The 23885-nt window shown below is 32.0% G+C and carries 21 protein-coding genes; 7 read left to right on the top strand and 14 right to left on the bottom strand.

The annotated features are described in order from the left end of the window. Nucleotide 1 precedes the first annotated feature (1 nt). Nucleotides 2-1339: an L-fucose:H+ symporter permease gene (fucP, locus tag QL232_RS17625; protein WP_281615149.1), complete on the bottom strand. Its 1338-nt coding sequence runs from the start codon at nt 1337-1339 to the stop codon at nt 2-4. 144 nt (nt 1340-1483) lie between these two features. Next, nucleotides 1484-2509 carry a LacI family DNA-binding transcriptional regulator gene (locus QL232_RS17620; RefSeq protein ID WP_281615148.1) on the bottom strand — a complete coding sequence of 342 codons (1026 nt, stop codon included), beginning with the start codon at nt 2507-2509 and terminating at the stop codon, nt 1484-1486. Nucleotides 2510-2655: 146 nt separating this feature from the next. Here QL232_RS17620 and QL232_RS17615 point away from each other — a divergent pair, with 146 nt between their 5' ends. From QL232_RS17615 to QL232_RS17605, 3 genes are all read left to right on the top strand, one after another. After that, the gene (locus tag QL232_RS17615) at nt 2656-4434 is read left to right on the top strand and encodes an L-fucose isomerase (protein WP_281615147.1); all 1779 of its coding nucleotides are present in this window, start codon (nt 2656-2658) and stop codon (nt 4432-4434) included. A gap of 65 nt (nt 4435-4499) precedes the next feature. Beyond that, nucleotides 4500-5894: an L-fuculokinase gene (gene fucK, locus QL232_RS17610; RefSeq protein ID WP_281615146.1), complete on the top strand. Its 1395-nt coding sequence runs from the start codon at nt 4500-4502 to the stop codon at nt 5892-5894. Nucleotides 5895-6022: 128 nt separating this feature from the next. Further along, nucleotides 6023-7066, top strand: coding sequence for a winged helix-turn-helix domain-containing protein (locus QL232_RS17605; RefSeq protein WP_281615145.1), 1044 nt, complete (start codon nt 6023-6025; stop codon nt 7064-7066). A gap of 77 nt (nt 7067-7143) precedes the next feature. Here the strand turns inward: QL232_RS17605 and QL232_RS17600 are convergent, their stop codons facing one another. Both QL232_RS17600 and QL232_RS17595 read right to left on the bottom strand, forming a co-directional pair. Next, a complete protein-coding gene (locus tag QL232_RS17600; RefSeq protein WP_168884332.1) occupies nt 7144-8082 on the bottom strand; it encodes a manganese-dependent inorganic pyrophosphatase in 939 nt (312 codons plus the stop codon). 139 nt (nt 8083-8221) lie between these two features. Continuing rightward, the gene (locus tag QL232_RS17595; protein WP_281615144.1) at nt 8222-9178 is read right to left on the bottom strand and encodes a hypothetical protein; all 957 of its coding nucleotides are present in this window, start codon (nt 9176-9178) and stop codon (nt 8222-8224) included. Between the two features lie 481 nt (nt 9179-9659). On the opposite strand from QL232_RS17595, the gene QL232_RS17590 reads away from it, so the two are divergent. Continuing rightward, nucleotides 9660-10580, top strand: a complete 921-nt coding sequence (locus tag QL232_RS17590; protein WP_281615143.1) for a hypothetical protein — start codon at nt 9660-9662, stop codon at nt 10578-10580. Nucleotides 10581-10800: 220 nt separating this feature from the next. On the opposite strand, the gene QL232_RS17585 is transcribed toward QL232_RS17590, so the two are convergent. From QL232_RS17585 to QL232_RS17565, 5 genes are all read right to left on the bottom strand, one after another. After that, a complete protein-coding gene (locus QL232_RS17585) occupies nt 10801-11925 on the bottom strand; it encodes an FAD-dependent monooxygenase (RefSeq protein ID WP_281615142.1) in 1125 nt (374 codons plus the stop codon). Next, nucleotides 11918-12628, bottom strand: a complete 711-nt coding sequence (locus QL232_RS17580; RefSeq protein WP_281615141.1) for a methyltransferase domain-containing protein — start codon at nt 12626-12628, stop codon at nt 11918-11920. The genes QL232_RS17585 and QL232_RS17580 overlap by 8 nt, the downstream gene beginning before the upstream one ends. Continuing rightward, nucleotides 12625-13677, bottom strand: a complete 1053-nt coding sequence (locus QL232_RS17575; RefSeq protein WP_281615140.1) for a type III polyketide synthase — start codon at nt 13675-13677, stop codon at nt 12625-12627. Before QL232_RS17575 ends, QL232_RS17580 begins: the two co-directional genes overlap by 4 nt. Before the next feature lie 21 nt (nt 13678-13698). Next, on the bottom strand, nt 13699-14580 hold the full coding sequence (locus tag QL232_RS17570) for a UbiA family prenyltransferase (RefSeq protein WP_281615139.1): 882 nt from the start codon (nt 14578-14580) through the stop codon (nt 13699-13701). Nucleotides 14581-14731: 151 nt separating this feature from the next. Then, complete coding sequence (locus tag QL232_RS17565) at nt 14732-15106, bottom strand: hypothetical protein (protein WP_281615138.1); 375 nt, start codon at nt 15104-15106, stop codon at nt 14732-14734. A 974-nt stretch (nt 15107-16080) separates the two neighbouring features. Here QL232_RS17565 and QL232_RS17560 point away from each other — a divergent pair. Together QL232_RS17560 and QL232_RS17555 are read left to right on the top strand one after the other, a co-directional pair. After that, nucleotides 16081-16491, top strand: coding sequence for a hypothetical protein (locus tag QL232_RS17560; RefSeq protein ID WP_168884324.1), 411 nt, complete (start codon nt 16081-16083; stop codon nt 16489-16491). 74 nt (nt 16492-16565) lie between these two features. After that, nucleotides 16566-16910 carry a hypothetical protein gene (locus QL232_RS17555; RefSeq protein ID WP_211093354.1) on the top strand — a complete coding sequence of 115 codons (345 nt, stop codon included), beginning with the start codon at nt 16566-16568 and terminating at the stop codon, nt 16908-16910. A 235-nt stretch (nt 16911-17145) separates the two neighbouring features. Here QL232_RS17555 and QL232_RS17550 read toward each other — a convergent pair whose 3' ends face one another. Next, the gene (locus tag QL232_RS17550) at nt 17146-17370 is read right to left on the bottom strand and encodes a hypothetical protein (protein ID WP_168884322.1); all 225 of its coding nucleotides are present in this window, start codon (nt 17368-17370) and stop codon (nt 17146-17148) included. A 226-nt stretch (nt 17371-17596) separates the two neighbouring features. Between QL232_RS17550 and QL232_RS17545 the strand changes: the two genes are divergently transcribed. After that, nucleotides 17597-18307 (top strand): chalcone isomerase family protein, encoded by a 711-nt coding sequence (locus tag QL232_RS17545; protein ID WP_281615137.1) that lies wholly within the window; start codon nt 17597-17599, stop codon nt 18305-18307. 52 nt (nt 18308-18359) lie between these two features. Here QL232_RS17545 and QL232_RS17540 read toward each other — a convergent pair whose 3' ends face one another. The 4 genes from QL232_RS17540 to QL232_RS17525 form a co-directional block, all read right to left on the bottom strand. After that, nucleotides 18360-19364 carry a WYL domain-containing protein gene (locus tag QL232_RS17540; protein ID WP_281615136.1) on the bottom strand — a complete coding sequence of 335 codons (1005 nt, stop codon included), beginning with the start codon at nt 19362-19364 and terminating at the stop codon, nt 18360-18362. 70 nt (nt 19365-19434) lie between these two features. Then, entirely contained in the window at nt 19435-21225 is a 1791-nt protein-coding gene (locus QL232_RS17535; protein WP_281615135.1) for an ATP-binding protein, read from the bottom strand. 72 nt (nt 21226-21297) lie between these two features. Next, nucleotides 21298-23121, bottom strand: coding sequence for a hypothetical protein (locus tag QL232_RS17530; protein WP_281615134.1), 1824 nt, complete (start codon nt 23119-23121; stop codon nt 21298-21300). 44 nt (nt 23122-23165) lie between these two features. After that, nucleotides 23166-23777: a response regulator transcription factor gene (locus tag QL232_RS17525; RefSeq protein WP_168884317.1), complete on the bottom strand. Its 612-nt coding sequence runs from the start codon at nt 23775-23777 to the stop codon at nt 23166-23168. Between the last annotated feature and the right edge of the window lie 108 nt (nt 23778-23885).

Here is a 23885-nt window from a genome sequence, read left to right as displayed (position 1 = left end):
ATTACCTGTTTGCGAACCTTCTAAATCCGAATAATGCGATCATACAGAAACATACAAGAGGTATCATAAACGAGAAGTTTACACCATCTAATCCCATAATCGTTTCTTGATCAATCAAAGTACCTTGCATCGGAGGCATAAGTGCTCCACCTACGATTGCCATAACAAGACCAGCAGCACCAAACTCCTGATCCTGATCTAAATTCTCTAATGTGATACCATAAATTGTCGGGAACATTAAAGACATAAATGCTGATGTAGCTACCAATGCATACAGACCAACATTTCCACCTACGAATATGGTGATACACATTGTAGAGATACCTCCTACTGCAAAAATAGCAAGTAATAAAGCTGAATTTACATACTTCATCATGGCTGTTGCTATGAATCTACAAAGAAGGAAAGTTACCATAGCAATGATATTCAAGCTTTGTGCTTCTGCTTTTGTATAGCCAATATTTTCAGCGTATTGGATGATAAACGTCCAACACATGATCTGAGCCCCTACATAAAATACTTGAGCAAGTACACCTTCTCTGTATATATTATTAGATACCAATCTTTTGATTGTATCCATTAATTTAAATTCCTCATCTTCTTTATTATTAGGAATCTTTGTAATTGCTATCACCACAAAGAAACCAATAACAACTATACCCAATAAAGCATATGGGTTTCTGATAACTACCAAATCATGCATCTTAATCATTTGCTTAGATGCTTCATCTAATGTTGCGTAGATCAACGATCCATCAGCAGCTTTTTCAGCAGATTGTAATTGCGATAAGATAAATTGCTGAGCGACAAACATACCGGTAATTGATCCAATTGGATTAAAAGATTGTGCGAGATTTAATCTTCTAGTAGATGTTTCTTTAGAACCTAACGATAAGATTAGTGGGTTAGCTGTTGTCTCTAAAAAGGCTAATCCAAAAGTTAAGATATAAAGTGATACTAAGAAAAATCCGAACATCTGGAAATTAGCTGCTGGGATAAATAATAAGGCTCCCACTGCATACAATCCAAGTCCAATTAAGATCACTGATTTATAGGAATATTTTTTAATTAATATTGCTGCCGGTAATGCCATAGTAAAGTAACCTCCATAAAAAGCAAACTGAACTAAAGATGCTTTAAAAGTGGAAATCTCCATTACTGTCTGGAATGCTGACACCATTGGGTTTGTAATATCATTTGCAAACCCCCAAAGTGCAAACAAACTGGAAATCAGTATAAATGGCACTAAATATTTTTTTTCAACGACTTTCTCTTCAGCTTGATGTTTTTCCTCAATTTTTTCTGGAACGCTAAATTGTTCAGAGATAATTTCATTCATTTCAGTAGATGAATTAGTGTTATAAATTTGTTAATTAAGCCATTTAATCAGTCTTTAAAACTGATTTTGGTTATTTCAAAGCTATCAATTTCGATTTACAGAAGTGTCCTACAGTGTCCTGTGTATTATTGAGGAAATATTTTACTAAGTACTTTCTCTTCTCAAATAAAATGTCTTTACCCTTGTTGTATCATAAGTATAAGATTCCCCTTTCTTATTATGTGCAATTTCGTCTAATAATAATTCTGATGCCTTCTCTCCCATTTCTTCCGCCGGCTGATTGATGGTTGATAATTTTGGTGAAGTATATATAGACAAAGGCTCATTCGCAAAACCTAACAAGGAAATGTCTTTTGGAACTTTAATGTTATTCTCTTTCAAATATTCCAATGCTTGGAATGCAAAATAGTCATTAAAACAAGTAATAAGATCAATCTCTTCGAAAGTATATTTTGAGAAAAATCGCCTTAAAGCTGATTTCACTTCAGATTCATGATCACAATGAATGATAAAATATGGATTTTCTTCAATGCCTTTTTCTCTAAGTGCTTCTTGATAACCTAATGTTCTATTGAATGACGTTGAAACACTATTGCTACCTTGTATATGAATAATTTTCTTTTTGCCTTGATCAATAAAATCACATACTGTCTCAAACATCCCTGTAAAATCATCAGAAACAACATAATTAGCGTCTATCTCTTCATAAATACGGTCCATAAATAATAAAGGGATTCCCTCATCTTGAATATCAATCAAAAATGACGGGTCTTCATGTTGGTAGGATAGAAAAATAATTATTCCATCTACATGATAAGCCGATAATGATTTACAAGCCTCTTTTTCCTGTTCTTTAGAATTTCCAGCTGTAGATATAATAATCTGATAATTATTTTCATGCATCACTTTCTCTACTCCTTTCAATACGCGAAAAAAGAAATTGGTATCAAAAGTGGGAAATATCACACCAATAGTTCTTGTACTTTGTCGTTGTAAACCTTGAGCTAGTGGATTGGGTATATAATCCATCTGCTTCGCTAATTGTCTTACCCGCTCCTTGGTCTTAATATTTATTTTAGGATGATCATTTAACGCTCTTGACACCGTTGAAACATTCATTTCCAAGGCTTTCGCCAGATCTTTTATTGTCGTCTTTCTCGATTTCTTCAATGCAGTAGTCTATTTTTCACAAAGTGATCGATTCTTTTCCAAAGGTAAATTGCAAACGTTTGCATTGCAAACTAAATCGAACAGTATTTATAATTGTAACATCAACACGAACAACTAATGTATTACAACATTTAATCATAGATAAAATGGTTTTAAACGAATCTAACTTACCAAAAATTGGTATTCGACCTACTATTGATGCAAGACTTGGCGGTGTACGCGAATCTCTTGAGGAACAAACAATGGCTATGGCTCAAACTGTAGTTGACTTCTTAGAAGCCAACTTAAAGTACCCTAATGGAGAGGCTGTACAATGTGTAGTTGCAGATTCTACTATTGGTAGAGTTAGTGAAGCTGCTGTCTGTGCAGAAAAATTTGTAAAAGAAAATGTAGGTTTATCGATCACAGTTACTCCTTGTTGGTGTTATGGTAGTGAAACGATTGATCTTACTCCACATATTCCCAAAGCCATCTGGGGCTTCAATGGTACAGAAAGACCTGGAGCTGTTTATTTGGCTGCAGCGTTAGCGGGTCATTCTCAAAAAGGAGTTCCTGCTTTTTCTATCTACTCTCATGAAGTACAGGAAGCCGGTGATACATCAATCCCAGCAGATGTACAAGCGAAACTATTGAAGTTTACCAAAGCAGGTTTGGCAGTAGCTGCAATGAAAGGAAAGTCGTATTTATCTATTGGTTCGGTGTCAATGGGTATTGCAGGTTCTATCGTAGATGAAACGTTTTTCCAAGAGTATTTAGGCATGAGAAACGAATATGTGGATATGTCTGAAATCTCAAGAAGAATTGAAGAAAATATTTATGATCCAGAAGAGTATAAGAAAGCTTTATCTTGGACAAAAGAATATTGTGAAGAAGGCATTGACTTAAATGAAGACAATGTAAAAAGAACTAATGCTGAGAAAGGGAAAGTTTGGGAGAAAGTAGTCAAAATGACTTTGATCTGTAAAGATTTGATGCAAGGTAATCCTAAATTAAAAGCATTAGGTTTCGGTGAGGAAGCGTTAGGACATAATGCACTTGCGGCAGGATTCCAAGGACAAAGACAATGGACTGACTTCCAACCTAATGGTGATTTTATGGAGGCAATTCTAAACTCATCATTTGATTGGAATGGGATCCGTAATCCTTATATGATGGCCACTGAAAATGATGCTTTAAACGGCATTACGATGTTATTTGGCTACTTATTAACAAACCAAGCTCAAGTTTTCTGTGATGTAAGAACATTCTGGTCAGCAGATTCAGTTGAAAGAGTAACTGGTGAGCGTTTAGAAGGATTAGCAGAAAATGGAATTATTCACTTAATTAATTCAGGTTCGGCTACACTTGATGGTACAGGCCAACAATCTGATGCTGCTGGCAACCCTGTAATGAAACCATTCTGGGAAATTTCAGAGGAAGAAAAAGAAAAATGCCTTACGAATACAAAATGGCCTGCTGCCATCCATGAATACTTTAGAGGAGGTGGATTCTCTTCTCAATTCCTTACAAAAGGAGGAATGCCTGTAACAATGGCTAGAATTAACTTAATTAAGGGTGTTGGACCCGTATTACAATTAGCTGAAGGTTGGTCAGTTGAGCTACCTAAACATGTACATAAAACATTAGATCAAAGAACAAATGAAACTTGGCCTACTACTTGGTTCGTTCCAAGATTAACAGGTGAAGGTGCATTTAAAGACGTATATTCTGTAATGGCCAACTGGGGTGCCAACCACGGTGCATTCTCTTATGGTCATTATGGAGAAGAATTAATTACACTAGCATCAATGCTAAGAATTCCAGTATGTATGCATAATGTAGATACAAACGGAATCTTTAGACCTAGCTCTTGGGCAGGACATGGTATGGATGCAGAAGGTGCCGATTATAGAGCATGTGATAACTACGGACCACTGTACAAGTAATAGTTTTTCTTTACCAATAAAAGGCTATCATTCCTGGTAGCCTTTTTTTAAATCATTATTCTGTTATGACAAAGGATTTAGCAGTTGTTCTTGATTGTGGAGCAACAAATATCAGAGCAATTATTATCGATAAAACAGGTAAAGTAATTGCAAAATATGCGGTCAACAACAACTCCAGACCAGATCCCATCAATGAGGAATATACTATTTGGGATCTTGATGAAATTATAGATAAACTAAGTTACTGTTCACAGAAAGTTATAGAATTAGTTGATCATAAAAGAATTGCTAGTATTGGTATTAGTACTTTTGGTGTAGATGGTGCATTTGTCGATGAAAATGGGGAACTTATAAGTCCAGTCATTTCATGGAAGTGTGCTCGTACCATCTCTGTCTTAAACAATATTGATACCTATTTCAGTAAACAAGATCTTCTGATGAAAACTGGAGTGGGTTCATTCAGTTTCAATACAATCAATAAGTTAATCTGGTATAAAGAGAATCAAGAAGAAACGATAAATACAGCAAAATATTGGTTGTTCATTTCTTCATTAATTGGACATCAGCTTACTGGCGAATTTTACACAGACCATACAATGGCAGGAACATCACAGCTTTGTAAGCTGGTTTCACAAGATTTTGATGATGAGATACTGAATAAAATTGGCTTAAGCAGAGACCTTTTTCCTAAAATGAAATATGCAGGTGAACAGGTAGGGCTATTACATGCTAAAGGTGCTCAATTATTGGGCCTTCCAGAAAACATTCCTGTAAAAAGTATAGGGCATGATACTCAATTTGCTCTATTTGGAGCAGGTGTTGATTTAAAAAATGCGGTATTAAGTTCTGGAACTTGGGAAATTCTAATGGTTCAAGCGAAAGAAGTTTACCTTAAGCCTGAGTTAGAACAATATGGTATTACTGTTGAATTTGACCCTGCCAAAGGTTTTTATAATATAGGCTTACAATGGATGGCTTCAGCGAATATAGAATGGGTTAAAAATACATTCTATAGCGACCTTCCTGAAGATAAAGTATATCAAGTGATGATTGAGGATGCTATGAATTCCAACCTCACTGAAGATATCTATTCTCCTAAATTACAACCTGATCAGGATATCAATATCTCTGCACAACTAACCTCAAGCAGAGGTGATATTTTTAAATCCTGTATGCAATCGATCAGCGACCAACTAAAGAAGGCTGTAAGTATTTTGGAAGAAGTAAGTAACTTCAAAGTGGACCAAATTACTGTAGTGGGCGGCGGAGCTAAAAATGCGTACTGGAATCAATTAAAAGCCAATAAAACAGGCTTGAGAATCCAAACCATACAAGAGAAAGAAACTACCGTTTTAGGAGCATCATTCTTTCTATTTGAGGAATCTTCTGAAGTAATTAGAGAAAATTACAAATATGATTTTTCTAGTTTTACTCCAGAAGAGTTAGAAGTCAATGCTTAAGTTGTTTACTGGAGTATAACATCTTTTCTTATACTCCGGTAACTTAAATATCATCATTTATCATCAACGAAAATCAATGGAATATTAAATTTCCATATGATTCTAAATAGTTTTTCCTACCACCATCTATGATAGACTTTAACGATCAGCTATATACCACTTTTCAAGAGGAGAGTAAACAAAATATACCAAAGTATGTTCAACTAAGTAATACTTTCAAATCACTAATTAAGATGGGGATTTTGAAGGCTGATGACCGTATGCCTTCGTTTAATGAGCTAATTATTAGTTTAGATGTGTCGAAGGATACGATTGAAAAAGCTTACAAGATTCTAAAAGATGAACACTTTGTAATTAGTGTAAGAGGAAAAGGCACCTTTGTGATGAGTAGTTCTTCCATGGGTAAAGTAAAAGTTTTATTGATTTTCAATAAAATGAGTAACTCTAAAAAGAAGATGTACGAAGCCTTTGTGAAAACTTCCGAAAATCACTTAGAAACAGATATTCTAATGCATAATGGTAGTCTTCATCGATTAAAAAAGATATTAGCTGAGCAGAAAAACAACTATCATTATTTTGGGATCATTCCAATCTTTAATCAAGTATCTGACTATGATGTAGATCAAGCATTAAAAGTCATTCCAAAGCACCAATTATTATTATTGGGTAGAGCTGAAAACAATCTTACTGAAGAGTTACCTAGTGTTTATGAAGACTTTGCAGAAGATATCTTCAATATTCTTCAACAAAACATTAAGAACATCCTTCCCTTCTCAAAATTACATTTAGTGATTGCTAAGGATAGTTCGAGATCTTTAAAAGATATTTGGTCTGGATTTGTTAGGTTCTGTATTCATTTTAACCTCCCCTATACAGTTACTACCACCTTTGAAAGTAATACCATAGAAAAAGATTCCCTCTATATTGTTACAGATGATGAAGATCTTGCAAATATTGTAAAAGATAGTAGAGCCAATAATTATAAATTAGGCCAAGAGATTGGAATAATTTCGTACAATGATTCTCCCTTAAAAGAAATTATCGATGGGGGTATTACGATCATTTCTGCATCCTTTAAGGATATGGGTAAAATTGCAGCACTACAGATAATAGATAAGCACTTAGAGAAAGTGAAGGTTCCTTTTATTATGAAAAGAAGAGGTTCATTCTAATAAAAAAGGTTGATCTAATGAAAGACCAACCTTCTCCGTATAGGTAAAACCTAATAATATTTTTACTTCAATAACTACTATTTGTTATAAAAAGCAGATACTGGAGGAATAAAATCATTCTTACGAGAAATTTTTCCTGCTAAAGCAACACCTAAATCACCTTTGGTTACACCGTATGCCTCCTCTAAAACTTTAAAGTCTGCATCGTCTGCACCGATAATTACAGAATTGTTTGTAGTAAGATCTACGTATGCAAAGAAAATGGCATTGTAACCGTTCTTCTTATTTTCTTGCATTGCAGCAGAAATCTCATCATGTTTTGCAATTACTTTGTCAATTAGTAAGCTTTCACAAACACCGAAACCAATTTTAATATCACCGAAGATAAAATCTTTGTAATCTAAGTTTAAGATTTCAGCTGCAGTATATTTTGATAAATCAGACTTGGCGATCAACATTTGTTGTGCAAAATCCTCAACGTTTTCCACACCAGCGATTTTAGCTAACTTTGCAGCAATTTCTCTATCAATATCAGTAGTATGTGGTACTGTTAAACCTAAAGTATCAGAAAGAATACCTCCTAACATCACACCGGCCATTTGCTTTGTGATTTCTACGTTCATTTCTTCGTAGTAATCAGCGATAATTGTACAACAAGAAGCTACTGTACGCATATCAATATGGATTGGCCCTTTTTGGAAGAAGAAATTATCTTGAACCGCGTGGTGATCGATGATTGATAAGATATTTGCCTCAACAACAGAAGCAGCAGATTGAGTAGTTTGGTTATGATCAACAACAACTACATTCTTTCCTGAAAAATTATCTTCAAAAGCAGGTACTTCTACACCAAATTGCTCTAATACAAATGTTGTTTCAGGGTTGATTTCACCTTGAACGATTGGTGTACCTCCCCATAAATTTGCAGCTGCAATAGCAGAACAAGTACAGTCTGTATCTGGGTTTTTATGCCCTACAAATAAAGCGTCTTTTGGAAAAGATAGTTGAAAACTCATTGCCTTCTTTTTCTTGGTTATTTTGATAAATATTTAAAACATGCGAAAATAAAAAAATTTCTTCGAATCACACACATCCTCTTCCCCACTTTATACAGGATTTCTAATCTATATTGAATAACGTCATAAAAAATAACATTTATAGTTCTCTATTTAATTTAGAAAGGGCCTTATTCATGGCTTCTACACCATTCTCAATCTCACCAAGCATATCAATTCTCAGTCTCAATAATTCTTGATTATAAATTCCTGATGGTAATAATAAGACTCTTAAGCGTTCCATTTTTTCTTCTTCAGTAAACTGTTCTTCAAAAGGCTTCCAGTTGTCTTTAATTATTTCGATTCCAGTTCTTCCATTCCCATCTACAATATTTTTATCTGTCAACATATACCAGATGGTTGAAGAGAATAACTTTTGTTGATTAGTCTTGGCATATACAGAACGAATAATATTTTTATTATGATCTACTTCAACAGTAGCATCTTGTCTTGATGATTTAACAGCTAAATAGGTACCCGCAACGGCACCTGCAATACCAATCCAATCTTTGGCATCACTATCATTTAAACCTTCATCTTTCGAAATCAAGATACCTGCAACTAATACTGTTGATAAAGTACCTACGATAATGGCAGCATTGGATAGGCGAGTTTGCTTTTTATTATTTAATGCTGTTAGATCATTTAAGATCCTTGCTAATCTTAATTGTTCACAATGAATACTACTCAACAATCCATCATTTTCAAAAGAGGCCAATTGTAATCTCTTATCAATTTCATTTTGATAGTAACTTTTATGTAAAAGTATTCTATCATTCATGTTGCCTGCTTTTATTTTCTCATCCAAACGCTTATACGCTTTAATATCTTCTGATACACCATAAATTTCAGCTAAGATTAAGCTACTCTTTGAAAATCGATTGGTCATAAAAGTATCCTCTAATACATCATAATCTATAGAAATTTTGATTTCATCATTAGGGTAGACCGAAAAACAGTTATCTTTTGTTGATTGCTTTGGGGACTGATAATAACTTTTCTTTGAACAGCTGAAAACAATGAACAGTAAACCAATAAATAGTAAATATTTTTTCAAGTTTAAATCTTTAAGTGGATATCAATAACACTTTTACAATAAAAGGATCGGGCAAAAGTACGAACTAAATTAATCTCTACTTTACAATGTTATCATAAAATTTTATAGACTTTTATCAGCTAAAATTAAAATAATAGATAAACAAAAAAGACATCCGAATATCGAATGCCTTTCCGAAAAGTTTTTCCTGTACGAATACTAAATCTGTTTTGTTGTACTTATGATTAGTACATTAAATCGTCTATTTTAATAACCTATTAGTAAATTTAGATGAATTACTGTTTGTGTTTTACTTACATCAATACTAACGGGAATTAATGAATGATTAATCAATAAAAAAGATTGAAACGGAAATACTATTTACTGAAACGACATAATAATGAACTGAAACGACTCGTTGTATTTAAGTGTTTAGTATTCAATAATTTTATATTCGTATATTCGATATGAAATAGATTTCAATCATTGCTTTTTTAACTACATGCAACTCAATAAATTCATACTACTATTCTCTCTTTTACTAACTCCTTTTCTCAATAATGCTCAAACCAATAGGGCAAATAAAAACTTATACTTTGATCTGGAAGCTTTAAAAGAAGATGAAGTTTTTCATGATCTTTCTAGTGCAATCAAAAAACCATATAAAGTAAGGGTTTTAGATCTTTCTAATAGAGCACTTAATACTTTACCAAAAGAAGTAAGCACATTTCCCAATCTAGAGTGTATAGATATCTCTTACAATCAATTTACTTCTCTACCTGAAGGGTTGTTACAAATGGATCTTAAAGTATTGTTTATTAATGGAAACGATATTAAATCTTTACCAAAAAAGGCAAAAGCATTAAAAAATACAGTAATTATTGCTTCAGGGAATCCTATTACTAAAGAAGCTCAAAAGCTAGCTTACAAAAGCTATAAATCTTTATTTTTTAGTAAATATACTGCCTTTGAAAGAATTGGCCTTGGTATATACCCTGGATTAAATCTTTCATTAAATGAAGCCATCAATGATTCATTAAATGCCATTTCTGGAATCCAAAGTTTAGAAGAACAGAAGTGTATCAATAATAAGTTGTACGAATTTACTGGAATTGGGCGACTGATTATTAGTAATACAAGTCTTTGTCACTCTGAAAAAAAACTAGGAAATTTTATTGAACTGTCTTCACTTCAAATTATAAACTCGTCCATTAATTTATCTACTGTCCCCTTTTATAAACTGCTGGGATTAAAAGAACTCTTCTTTGAATCTACCGAGATTATTGGTCAACTTTCTTCTTCATTGTCTTGTATTGAAGGACTCGAATACCTTCATATCAGCAATAGTGAAGTATCTCAAGAAGATTTAATGGATTTACAAAATAACCTCCCCTATTTAGAAATTATCGTCGATAAAAATTAATTGGGCACAAAAAAAGTAGATAACATCATCATCTACTTTTCTAACCCAAATTTTATCTTATAATCCCTTTTGCTGATTGAAAAACTTACTATAATAAAATCGTATTACTTATTAATATTTTTGTTGTTGACTCACATCTAAGTAACCTTATTGATAAAAAGTTAGTTCAGCAAATCATAAATATCAGATGAGAATACTATTTCAACAGTAAATCCTACAATTAGAAAGGATTACCATGGGTAGAACGTATAATTTTTTCAGTAATAAAAGGGCTAAATTTTAAGCTTCTTAGTAGGATATTGGTCGTCATATTATCTCCAAATAATCGTTGAATAAACCTTCCTGTTTTTAAACGGTGATGAAATGTATCCTTCCAATGTGTCGTATAATTGTCTTTCAAATTATTCCATGAGATATGTTGATGTAAATAATTGTCTAACTCTTTGTGAAGAATCACAGAAGCCTGCATTGCCATACTCATCCCGTTACCACATAATGGAGCAATTAAACCCGCTGCATCACCCAACATTGGTATTTCATTTTCTATCAATTTTTTATTAGAAAAATCAACTTGAGCAATACTTAGTGGTTTATCCCATAAACGTTCGTATTGGAGGTATTTTTCTAAAAAGGGGTTCTGAGATAAATACTTTTTTTCAATTTCATCGAGCGTATGCACTTCCTTTAGATTACTTCCTCTAGAAAGAAAACACATACATATTTTATCTTCTTCTACTTTAGAGATTCCACAATACCCTCCTCGAAAATTATGCAGTTCAATAACATCATTAGGAAACTCACCTCTTAAATGATATTTCACTCCGATAAAATTCTTGAGCCTGTAATTCAAAGGAGCATTTTTGATATAATCACGTTGTAAAAGCTTGTCTAATAAAGACCGTTTACCAAATGCACCAATCACAACTCTAGACAGATAATCTGATTTATTTGTTTTAATAAACCATCTATTGTTTTCTTTTGAAAGGTCTGTCACTTTTTCAGAGGTATGTACTGTTACCCCACTATCAATAGCGATTTGGTATAATTGATGATCCAATAAATATCGAGAAATGCCTTTACCTCCAACTGTTAGAGCAGCCTCAAGCGTAGTTCCATCAACAGCACTAACTTTTAACTTATTAATTTGGGGTAACTTTAAGTCAACATGGTCTATTCCCAATCGATTTAAAAACCCCCAAGCCTCATCACTGATATATTCACCACATACTCGATGAAAGGGATATTTTTTTTGTTCGATGAGCAACGTATTCCAACCAGATTTTGCCAATTGAATACTTAAAGTTAAACCACCAAGGCCTCCTCCAATTATAATGACATCATACATTTTCTTTAGTATCAAAAGTGATCAACCAACGAAATGCCCACATCCATTTCATTCTAAAAGCTTTAATATTTGATTGTTGAAAAATCTTTTTCCAATCTTCTTTTCGAAAACTTCTTGCTACAGAGAGGCAAGCATCATTTTTAACTAAATAAGAGGATGATGCTACTTGAGTAATCCATTTAATGCTGTAATATGCTAAATGATGCCTGTGTAAATCATTTACGACACCTCCCATTTTCGCATTATTTCTCATCCATTGAAAAAGTGAAACTAAGTCGTTTTCTTTTAAATGATGACAGAATAGACTGCTTACAATAATATCAAAATCGTTTTCCTGTTTTAATAGATCTCTGTAATCTGATTCAATAAATTCGATAGGTAAATCTTTACAGTTTTCTCTTGAGTAATTAATACAATCGCCTTTAAGGTCAACTCCTATCAACTTTAGCTTAAATTTTTTACCAAATTGTTGATGAATTACTTTTAGTGTATCACCTCCTCCAGATCCTATATCTAGTATTTTCACTTCTTTTTGAGGGTATTTTTGAAGAAAATACTCTACACCTTTCAACATCACCTGATATCCACCTAATAAAGTATTTATGGTATGTAACTCTTTTAGATTTTGATACAAATCAGGAGTCGGAATATCGGATTGATCCAATAACTCCAGTTGGTTACTTCTTACTGATAAATCGATCATGCGGAAATTTTTGTTAGTAGCATTGCTTCCATAGTTAAACCCGGACCAAAACCTGCAGCAAAAATCTTTTCTTTACAGTTTTTATTCGTCAACTTATCTAAAACATGTAATATGGTTACAGACGACATATTTCCATTTTCAGTAAGCACTTCATAAGAGTGATTAAACTCTTCTTTATCAACATTTATAGCCCTAGCAATACTTTGCAAAATTCTCACACCCCCAGGATGGAATGCCCAAGTTAATTTTTCTTGATCTACCTCCTCTTCCTGAATAACATCAGTAATTAAGTTCTGTATATCTTTTTCTATAATATCTGGAACATAATTGCTCAACCTCATCTGAAAACCAGATCTAGAAACCGTCCAAGCCATTTCGTCATAAGCATTGATGGCTAATCGAGATGCAAACTTGTCAATTTTAAATAGTGATTTCTCAGTAGTAGAATTACTTATAAATAATGCAGCTGCTCCATCTCCGAAAAGAGTATTAGCCATTAAATGATCTTCTTCATATCTGTTCTGATAATGTAATGAACATAACTCTACATCTACCAGCAGCACTTTAGCGTTTTTATTTGTATGACATATTTGATCAGCAATTCTTAATCCATGTAAAGCTGCATAACAACCCATAAAATTCACAGTTGTTCGGGTTGTTTTCGAGGAAAGTGATAATGCTTTAATAAGGTCGATATCAATACCTGGAGCTGAAATTCCTGTACATGATATCGTCACTAAATGTGTAATTTCTTTTAATTGATCTTCTGGAATACAATTTTTCACAGCTTCCACAGCCAATGGAACTGCACTTTTATTAAATTTTTCAAGTCTGTCTTCTAATGTTGGAGTCTCTCCGTCAAAAAAATCATATAGGTTATCTAAAACACTATATCGTTCTTGAATTCCTGATTTATGAGAGATCATTTTTAATAACCTTTGTTCTCTCACTTTATCTTTAGGAATTGCTGACGTCATAAAAGATAATAGGTCTTCTTGAGGATATCTATTTTGGGGTCTAGCTATCCCAATAGAATGAATGTAAGTCATGTGATTAATTTTGCGTTTTCTTTATAACTGTAACAGTTCAGTATGGTTTTGAATAAGTAGAATTATATAGCAGGTGTTCATACAGAAGCCAGAAATATTATTCATTCTCATTAGGTTTCTGAAACTAGCTTCTTCAGGATTTGACCAAGTTTTAAACATCCATATGTTGAACCATAAAAGTACTGGCAATAGGCATCCTGCAAAGACTAAAAAAGAACCATGAAAAAGAGTGTTGAAATAATAAAATAGGATACCTCCTGCAATGGAGAATAATATCATTGAAAAAATAAATGTCCCTTTAATTCCAAGTATCATACTAATGGTAATATCACCACTCTCTTTATCCTGCTTATGTTGATATATTTGAGATAATGGATAAGCCCCTCCGACCATTAGCGAAGATGCTATTGCAGCATATGGAAGATCTGTTTTAAAGAAAGAGATATTTGTGCCATCTACTCCACAATAGACCATCCAAAAGGTCCAAAACCCTTGAAAGATAAATACAGTGAGAAAGCCAAGAAAAGGATATTTTTTGAGTCGTATTTTTCTACTGCTATACATTCTTGACATTAAAACATAAGCTGTAACTAATATACCAAACTCAATATTGAGAATATAACTCCAGGCTAAGCCAATAAAATCCATTAATAAAGTGGTTTTAAATAAGAGTGGAGTAGATTCTGGAGGTTTCTCTAAACCACCTATACTCTCCGTATCTTTGTCTTCATAGCTATTGTAACCATTACTTGCTGGATAGATTAGTAAATGAAGAATAAAAAACACACTAATGGCATACTCCCAATTTACGACCATCGTTTGACTTAATGCAAAAAAATAGATTGGCATTAAATAGAATGAGAACGGTATTCGAAGTAGAGTCAGTGTGTTTTTAAGTTCCATATTGTTTGTTCAAGAGAAAAAGGTTTAATAATGAATTAAGAAGTTAACTGATATTTCTCTATCAAACAAAAAGGTTTTTAGTTAGAACGATTAATTGTTAAGGTAAAATTTAAAAAACGGGGAATATCTCAAACAAAAAAGCTGAACAGTATTAAACTAAGTTTATTACTTCATTTTGTGATTGTAAGGCTGTGAGTTTCCAACCACGATTAAGAGCCATAGTTTCAACTAAATCTCTTTCTTCTTGATCTAGACCACATACTGTGAAAATTTCATTACATCTCTCAAAACCAAATGTTTTAAGCATTGAGATTAATTGGTATTTATCCGGTATAGATAAAGGACATGATAAATCTTCAGTATTAATAATAATCGTATTGATATTATTATTCTTCATCACATTAGCGGCTTTAATCATTGCATCAGCTATAAAAGTTTGGGAGATAAATCCTTCAAGTTTTAATTGTACGTTGTTTGCATGAACACTCAAAATCGCATTTGAGCTATTCTGGGAAATTGTCATCATAGTTATAATAATGGTAATTGGATTATGCTAATTTAATTATTTATCAGTTTGAGATAATGCTTTAAAATATATATTCTGTATTGTGAAACTATTGATAAAAAAGGTGAACTCAAAATATCTAACTAGCATTTTCAGTAAATAAAAAGTGAATAATTCTTCGTTTATCTAAGCTAATCTTGAAATAAGTCTATATATAGAAACACCTTATCAGGTTCTTTTGTGAAAATGGGTAAAGAATCACAGAACCTAATAAGGTGTAAATATTTCTTATGAAAAGGAGTTGGTATGATTATGTCATCATTTTGTTAGAACAAACATACTGCATTAGGGCATAAAAAAAACTACCCATAGGGGTAGTTTTAATTGTACTCTTCTAATATTTTACCTCTATCAAATTCTATTCCTCTTAACATAAAAAACTTATCAAAACATATTGAAATTTAAGGTTTTAGTATAAAGTTCTAGTTTTCAACTTATTTCATTTTTGAAATATTTTTTTCAGGACTTCATTGAAGTTTTTCGTAAAATAAAATACTCCACCCCGCTAAGGGTGGAGTACAAAACATCTTTAAGTAAATCGCTAGAATCTAGGGGTATTACTCCAGTAGTATAGTTATCATTATCAATTATCAAAACATCATTATTATTCTTATTCAAAATCTTCGGCACAACATCGTTGTGCCTGTGATAGTAGTTATTCTGGGTTATTATAGTTTCAAAAACATCTTTTATTTCTAATTGGTAATCTGTTTTTGATTTGTTACATTTACTTATACGCGTTGTTTTTAAAGCATGATTTCCTTCAAAGGGTCAAAAGCTTCCTTATTTAGCCCAAACTAGAAATAGTTTAATTTTCAAATTGGTACAATTATTTTCACTATTTCTATAAAACTTTTATTTCCGGTAAAATTATTTTTTCTTCATTCTAGTTATTAATACTTTTATCACTTCAGATTTTAAATTTTATAAAAAGCATGAGCTACGAAGTTATCTACACTACAGATTTTCATAAAGTTGAATGGAATAAAGACGAGAAGGTTTTAAAGACTACTTGGTTTACTCCAATTGACATGGAGGAAGAAGTTTACAGACAAGAAGTAGTGAGACAAATCGATATTAATCAATTATATGCTCCTGAAAAAATGTTAGTTGATACTAAAGAAGCGTATTACAACGTCTTACCTGCTACTCAAGATTGGATTAATGAAAGATTTGTGAAAGTCCTTAATATCATTCCTTTAGAGAAGATGGCTTGGATTGTTTCTGAAGATTTTTTCGCTCAAGTATCTTTCGATCAAGTGATGGATGACGCTAATGATCAAGCTCCATTTAAAATCAAACACTTTACTACAGAAGAAGAAGCCTTAGAATGGCTCAATGAATAATAACCTATAAATAACCCATGTGCTTAACGTCAGGAAAATGCTACTCTTTACACTGGGATCAGATGAAGAGGCTAATGCGTATATACTTTTCAATAAATAATGAAACTCAAGAAAAAGACTATCTCTCTGAAACACAGCATCAATTGATGCTTATGGAAAAACTTAAACCTAAATTTGTCTTGGTCTGCAACACTAATGATAGCCTATCGGTTGTTCAAAATAACTTAGGTTGGTTCAATACTAAAATTGCATCATCTATGAGACAAGCTGGTACGCACAAATTGGCATGGATTACATCTCAAAGTAAACACAGTGAGATTTTGAATAATGAGTTTCTAGAACTAGAGAGTATACCCGGACCGTTACAAACGAAATATTTCACTGATGAGTTAGATGCTTTTGAATGGTTCAATCATTAATAAATTTAGAAGACTAATTACTAAACTGCCTTTATGCATTATATGATAACTATACAGCTATAGTAATTTTTGTCAAATATGGATTGTGAAGTTGAAAATCAATAGAAATATAGTATTACAAAGTATATCATATTTATGTTATCAGTAAAAAACGATAAAAATCACTATTTTTTCGATAATTTAAATAACAACATACACTCTTTATACATTGAGGTTAAATGAGTATTTTTTATTCTTATATTCTTCTGAAAGTATAATATTCGTTATTGATGTCACTCTCATATATAACACCAAATTCTTCTCTACTTTGTACCAACCATTTGTTGAATTCTAAAATAGAGAGCTCTAATCCTTCTTCGATAAATTGTGATTTAAATGATGAAACAAGAAATTCATAAGAAAAAGTAGCCTTACCTTCTCTCTCTATGGTGTCTAATACTAATTTAATTATACCGTTCATATAGCGATGAGTCATTTAAATTTAATATCACAAAAGAATAAGGAACATCGCAATAGTACAATGTGTAATAATAATCATTAAGAGGTATTAGTCTTTATTATTGTTTATATATAAACATATATAAGTGACGATCATCATCAAATTTATCTAATCGGTTTCATGTAATTTGCAACACGAAAAAAATGAATTATCCAGATTTAATATTCTAAATAAGTACTTAACTTTTATGATACGTCGATTTTTTGTACTCACTTTTTTAGGGGCAATTATTTTAACCAATTCTTTCGCACAAACTTCCTATAAAGTGAACTTACTTTTCAATATTGATTTTCCAGATCAAGTAACAATTGAAAATGATAAATTTATACTAAATGGAGAGGGTAGTTATATTCAAGGTGTACATAAGTTATTCGCTTGTGGCCTTTATGTCAAAGAGAAAAGTGATGACCCTGTAAAAATCATCTATTCTGAGGATACAAAAATTCTTGAACTCGTTGTCACAACCACACAATTTCAATCTCAAAAAACGATTGATGAGATCAAAAACTTGCATGAAGAAAATAAAGACTTACTAAAGAAAGGTGAAATCACAACTCTAATCAGCAATGTAAAAAATGCTGATGTAGCATTACCTAGTAATTTTGTGGAATCAGTTAACTTCTTTGAGAAAGCATTTGATGGAGCCAATAGAGGGAATACCGATGATTACCATGGGTATATTGAAGAATTCATTCAATTATTTGAAGAAAAGAATCTATTGGAAGACCACTACAGATTAACGTTTTTGGGAGAAAATAGAGTAATTATTTACAAAAACTCCCAAAAAGTTATGGATGTACAAGACAAGGCGTTTCCAAAAGCATTATTCAATATATTTATTGGTAATGATGCTACTAACAAACGACTCAAAGGGAATCTATTACATACTGCTTCTTAATACAAACTGTAATACGTAAAATATCCTATCTAATAAATGAAGGTAGGATATTTTACTTGTAAGCTCTAAATAGTCTTTCAATCCTTTCTTTCATTTTCTCTCGAAATGATGCAGGAGATAGCACAGTCAAAGCGTCACCAAAAGAAAATATTTGAGTTTCCAATTCTTTATTAGGGATTACGTCAATAGAAAATGTTGAGCCTCTGTCATCCTCCTGTTTTAGCTTTTGTGTACCATGTAAAGGCTTGGTTTTTACATAATCAGCTCTTTCTTTTTCAACAAAAAACTCGATCAGTATTGAGGGGGCATCATTTCTTGTTACACCAATGATGTCTTCAAAAAACTCATTGAAATCAATATTTAGGTTCTCAACATAATTCTTCTCAATCAATGTTACCGCCTCAATCCTATCCAGGGCAATATTCGTTATCGTCGAAAAACGTTCGTCTTGTCCTAAGAGGAACCATCTATTATTGTACTGCTTCAGGTAGTATGGGTGAATCGTAAAGTCAATAATTTCTCCATCACTAAACGGTTTATATTTTACGTCTATTACTTTTTTATAATAGATAGCATCAAATAATTCGGTAAGGTATTCGAGTCCTACCAGATCAATATTACTATCAAAACCAATGATCTCTACATCAGACTCTAAGACAAATGTTGATTCTAATTTTGTCTTTAATTCTTTCACCCACTCAAATTGTGGTAATCCTTCGAACCTACTAAGTACGGTTAAAGCACTTCTCAGCTGATTGGCTTCTTTTTCATTTATAGGTTGATTTGATATAGAAAACTTAGGATTTTTATATCGATAATAGGTTTTTCGTCCGTATTTCTCCTTTAGTAAATCGACCTTATACCCAGCTTCACTTTCCATAAAACGGATATCATCATAAATCTGTCTTTTGCGTATACCAGAAGAATTGGGATCTAACTCACTCAAAGCTTTATTGCACTCTTCAATCAAATCTTCCAAAAAATACCTTTTACCGGAGTTACTAAAACAACGGTCTAAAGTATTATAACGGATTTGTGCATTTTTATTTATAGGCATTTTATATCATCTTGGCTTCAAGATTTAATTTAATGCATATCCTCTGCACAACAAATACTGATTTAGAATTTTAAAGAGAAATTTCAGAAATAATAATATTTGTTCCTCCTGTATTGGATGTAATAGTGAGATAACCTCCGATTTCTTTTACTCTATTTGTAATATTCATCATACCCATGCCTTTTGTCTTACTCTTTTCCACAGGCAGTCCTATACCATTATCGTTATAATGAATCGATAGTTTATTTTTTCGGGTATCTATTTTGAAGACGATAATTAATAAACTCGCCATACTATGCTTTTTGGCATTAGATAGAAGTTCTTGAGAAATTCTGTACAATTGGTTGATAAAAACTGGAGGAATACTATCAAAGTCCTCTCCTTCAAATTGAACGAAACAATGCATTTTCTCTGTATGAAACCTTTCCACAAGATTAAAGAACAGAGTTTCGAAAGTAACCTTATCAATCATTTCTTCTTTCATAAGACCCTGAGACAATTCTTCTACTTCTGTAGCTGTCATTTTAAGAATTTCTTTAATCTCTTCTTGAGATAAATTTTGTGCTTTATTAATTAAAGAAAGGTTTCCACCTACAAAGTCATGCAATTCTCTACCAATACGGATTCTCTCCTTCTCTTTACCTTTAATAATAGCTTTTGAATACTGTTGTAAAAGTTGTTGTTCTTCTAATTCAAGTATTGATTTTTGTCTATATTTTGAATAAACAAACTGAAGAAGCAGTAAGAAAAAAGTACCCGTATCAAACGTAAGAATCATATAATAGACATAATCTATTGCTAGAAAATGTGGAAGAATGCCTAGATGTGGCATGGATACAAAGAAGGTCAATAATAGTACTGTTGATACATAACAAAAAAACGCAATTTTCGCTGCTGGAATCTTTTGTCTACAACCTATATAAATGTATCTGATATTTAAGATAAAGTTCAATAACGCTAAAGAAATCGACATCTGAACTAAAAGTCTTAAGGTAACATTCTCTACCAATATAAAATGTTGCACAATCAAGACGATAATCGTTAATACAACCTGAAGTGCTATGATTATTTTTAGATCCTTCGGAATTGGTTGGTTTTCTGAGAAGATAATCTTGTAATTAAAGACAGTACTAAAGATGACAAAAAGTCCATTACCTATAATTCTAATGTCATAAATAAAGATCTCATTTTCTCCAGATAAAAACGTTAAGAAATAACCAATTTCTGACTCTGCAAAAATAATTGCCCCAAAAATTCCAATGAGATTGTAGAGATAAATTCGAAGGCTTGAAATTACACCTAATAAAGCGGCTAGAAATAATAAACCACAAATGATTACTCTAGATGTCTGTTTAAAAAGAAACTTATTTTCTAAATTATCTTGATAAGTGTTGGGTGTTACAAAATCTATTTTACTCGACAAAAAAGTACTGTAAGATTGTATTTTAAAATAAAAGACTTTTTGTTCACCCTCTTTAAATTGAATAGGAACTCCAAATTCTTGGTCAATCTCTATACCATCCGTCACTCCTATACTGCAATTATAATTTTTAAATCCTTTCTCTAGGTTTGATTTTTCATAAATCTGCAATGTGTTGAATATAGGAACTTCTACAGTTAGGTAATAAATACTATTGGATTTTGAAGAAACCTCAACCTTATACCATCTTGTGATATTTCCGCCATCATGCATTAAGTAGGGTTCTTCTTCAGTCCATATATTATTCTGTTCTTCTACTTCCATTAGTGATAACTCTTCCTGATTATTCAATGAATAAAAAGAAAATGAGATACCAGCAGCCTTCGTAACAAAGGAGATAGGAAGTAGTAAGAAGAAAATATATATCCTTAAGTTAATCATATAAATAACACAGTAAAGAAGAAACGAGTAGTTAAAATGCGGAAGAGTAATAATTTATCTACAAATATAATTTTATCTTTTAATTACAGAGTCCTCATCACTTAATTCTATATCAAAAATTCTACAATAATAATCACCGGCTTGCTTTTGGTCCTCATATTTCGCCCCTATAGCAAATATTCTCATTTTAATATTATGGACCATCTCAGTGAATTGTTCTTTTGTATTTTCATGTTCACTACTCCATTCTATAGAAATCACACCTTTCTGTCCTACTTCAACAAATTGAACATAGAGTTTACCTTTTAATTTATTCAACTCTAAAACATTCAATACCTCTTGCACAATCCTGTAAATATGTTGTTGCGTGCTGATCTTCACACTCTCCCAACCTCGTATATGGTAGAAACACTTTAAAGTAGTATTGTTGTATTTTGAAAACAGGTCTAAGATTACGTCTTCAAATTCACCTTCCTCAAAAGAGGGTAACAGTAGATGATGACTAAGCGTTCGTACTTCGTCTATAGTGTTCTGCAGTAAATCTTTAGATTCTGTGATGTCATATGCATCGGATATCTCATGTAAATTCGTTGTAATATCCTTTGTTAAACGTTGACTTATTCTTTGCCTTTCTTTTTGTTCCCCTTCAATAATTGCGTGGTTGCTTTTATCTTTTATGTCTAAAATTGAAAGCTTTAATTTCTTTTTTTCCTTTTCAGAATTGACAAACTCTATTACCATAAAAATTAAGAAGATAAACGCCTGTAAAGCATTTAAGAAATAAGTCAGCCACATCGTCATAAACTCTCTATCTTTAAAACCTAACGATGGTATTGTAAAGAGCATAAATCCAAGAAGGAAGTTGATAAACTGAGCAATAAATAATGACTTTGCCAACCTTGTTCCTCTGTAAGCAAACCTTCCTATCATCAATAATGATAAAATAATACTTGCAGATGACATTAGAATACTTAAATAGGTTGATATTGTATTTACTAGATAATTATCAATACTAAATAGTATAAGCGATAAGAATATCAGAGAATTAACAACGACAAATACTAAGATTGTCTTCTTGATAAATCGTAAATGTTTGCCATATAGTTTAACAAACTTGGAGTAAAATAATAAAGAGAAACACACAAAAAATGCATTTCCAACAATTCGCATTACATATGTGAAAATCTCATTTTTTGTGATTAATAATATCAGACCTGAATCCGCTTCGAGCGGTAACATAGCCCCTAGGTAAAGAATAAAGTAGTACAGGTATATTTTTTCTTTTATTACAATAAAAGTGAGTATTGATACAAGCACAAACAGTAAATAAACTGCCCTGAAAATATTTGTCAGTATGGTTTTATCATGAATTGTTTTCTTTAATGAAGACTGCTTAAACAAATATATACCGGTATTGACAGGGTGACCTTCATTTTGAAAAAATATAAATACTTCAGAATCATGTTTTGGTAAGTCTAAAACATAACCTGATGAAGCATAAACAGAGCCTTTATTGAAATAAGAACTTTCGGATCCAAGTTGATAGGAATAGGTAGTATCTTCGTTAAAAACCCATGCTTTTATTTTAGGGATCAGCACATAATTGATAACAAGTTTGTAAGGCTCTTCTTGAGTATTTTTGAACTTAAGTCTTAATAATTTAGAGGAAGAGCCAGGGCCCAAACTTGCTTTGATTTCTGATAAGGATTGCCATTGAATTTGGTCATTATTGATCACCTCAGAAAATTGATTTTTTTCTAAATTAATATCAATAAAATCAAATTGATGTATGATGTCTTGACCAGACATTTCAGGCGCAACGATAAGTTGTGCAAGTGTAGTCGAATAACAAGAGAAAGTAATAAGTAAATAGGCAATTAATACTTTAAAATTCATCTTAATAGTGTAGAAAATATGTTAGTTAACACAATATACACAAATTATACTAACAAATTTTCAATTGCATATTTTATTAAGTCAGTTCTGGAATCTAAGTTTAATTTAGACCTAACATTCTTTGTATGAGTCTTTACTGTTTCATGACTGATATGCAACACTTCAGAGATTTCTTTCATGCTTAATCCATCAGCAATTAATTTGATAATTTCTTCTTCTCTAGGAGATATTTTAGAGGAATGAGGTTGAGCAACATTGATGATGTTTTGCAATCTAGGTGTAAAATATTGGTTCCCATTCAAGATAGATTTAATACCCTCTTTAAAGGTATTCATTTCATCATCTTTTAAGATATAACCGTCAATTTTCTGTTTAATTACTTTTCTAACAATCGATGGTTTACTATGCATAGAAACAATCACATATTTAGTATTCATGGATTGCTCTCTCGCTCTTTGAATAAACTCAAAACCCTTCATTTCGGGCATATCTAAATCCACCAAAGCGATATCAAAACTAGATAAATTCAAGTCTAAAGCATCAATTGGGTTAAAGCAAACAGTAACTTCTGCGGATAATAAATTTTTCAATAATTGTTCAATCCCGGTACAAAATAGTATGTGGTCATCTACAATTAGGATATTTAGCTCTTTCATCTTCAGGTAATTTCTTATTACAAAAATACAGAATTCAAAAGCATTTAGAATCCCTATTTTGGGTGATTTTAAAGAGGTTTGTACCTTTGTCTGTTTTTTCACCAATAC

This window comes from Flammeovirga sp. SubArs3, assembly GCF_947387565.1.
In the GTDB taxonomy this organism is placed as follows: domain Bacteria; phylum Bacteroidota; class Bacteroidia; order Cytophagales; family Flammeovirgaceae; genus Flammeovirga; species Flammeovirga agarivorans.
Note: the sequence above shows the minus strand (reverse complement) of the source record. Positions and strands in the feature narration are given on the sequence as shown.